At 60.9% G+C, this 1,374-nt stretch carries 1 protein-coding gene; it reads left to right on the forward strand.

The window, feature by feature from the left end; translation table 11 throughout:
- Positions 1-104 precede the first annotated feature (104 nt).
- Entirely contained in the window at positions 105-1,304 is a 1,200-nt protein-coding gene (locus ACFHWW_RS33770) for an IS256 family transposase (protein WP_379943698.1), read from the forward strand.
- The last annotated feature ends 70 nt before the right edge of the window (positions 1,305-1,374 follow it).

The raw sequence follows: 1,374 nt of genomic DNA on the forward strand, positions 1-1,374 counted from the left end.
GGTCGTGTCCCCTCAGGTGGTGTAGGTCCTGAGGGTTAGGTGGTCATCAGTGTTTTTCCGGCAGGGTCGGGTTGTTCAAGACCAACCTGATGGAAAGACCACCGATGACCGACGAGATGATGAACGTGCGCTCGCTTGTTGAGAAGAGCGCCGACGCGGATTTGTTGCGCGAGATGATTGGCTTTGCGGCCGAGCGGCTGATGGAGCTGGAGATCGGCAGCGCGACCGGTGCTGGCTACGGCGAGAAGAACCCGATGCGGCTCGCCCAACGCAACGGCTACCGTGACCGGGACTGGGAGACACGGGCTGGAACGGTCGAGCTTCGCATCCCGAAGCTGCGCAAAGGTAGCTATTTCCCGAGCTTTCTGGAGCCGCGTCGCATGGCGGAGAAGGCTCTGACGGCTGTTATCCAGGAAGCCTACATCCAAGGCATCTCAACGCGTTCCGTCGACGATCTCGTCAAGGCGATGGGTATGAGCGGCATCTCCAAGAGTCAGGTGAGCCGCCTGTGCGAAGAGATCGATGTCAAGGTGAAGGCCTTCCTCGAAAGACCCATCGAGGGCGATTGGCCCTATCTCTGGATCGACGCCACCTATCTGAAGGTCCGGCGCGGCGGTCGCATCGTCTCCGTCGCCGTCATCATCGCCGTCGGCGTCAACACTGACGGTCGGCGCGAGGTCTTGGGCATGGAGATCGGCACCTCCGAAGCCGAGCCGATCTGGACGGAGTTCCTGCGCAAGCTGACGCGACGGGGTCTCAGAGGCGTCAAGCTGGTGGTCTCCGATGCCCACGAAGGGATAAAGGCCGCAGTCTCAAAGGTTCTATCGGCCACTTGGCAGAGGTGCCGGGTCCACTTCATGAGAAACGCGCTGGCCCATGCCGGAAAGAGCGGCCGACGGGTGGTCTCCGCCTTCATCGCCACCGCCTTTGCTCAGGATACATCGGAGGCGGCGAGCACCCAGTGGCGCAACGTCGCCGACCAGATCCGGCCGAAAGTGCCGAAGCTCGCCGCCATCATGGATGATGCCGAAGAGGATGTGCTCGCCTACATGACCTTCCCGAAAGAGCACCGGGCCAAGCTGCATTCGACAAATCCGATCGAACGTCTCAACGGCGAAATCAAGCGACGCACAGAGGTCGTTGGCATCTTTCCCAACGACGAAGCCATCGTCCGTCTCGTCGGCGCATTGCTGCTCGAGCAAAACGATGAATGGGCGGTGCAGCGTGCCAGGTACATGACACTTGAGACAATGGCATCAATGAGCGATGATCCGCAAATCAGCCTGCCTGCAGTCGCACGCTGATATCCCCTCCGGCCTGCGCCGGAAAGCACGGCCGCTTGCCGGAAGCTACACCACTTCCTGAGACACGATC

Origin of the sequence: Sinorhizobium sp. P24N7, from assembly GCF_042436655.1 — a bacterium.
Taxonomy (GTDB): Bacteria; Pseudomonadota; Alphaproteobacteria; order Rhizobiales; family Rhizobiaceae; genus Sinorhizobium; species Sinorhizobium meliloti_A.

Excerpts from the sequence above, each read along its gene's own strand:
- ACFHWW_RS33770 (WP_379943698.1), top strand. The coding sequence starts at position 105 with ATGACCGACGAGATGATGAACGTGCGCTCGCTTGTTGAGAAGAGCGCC.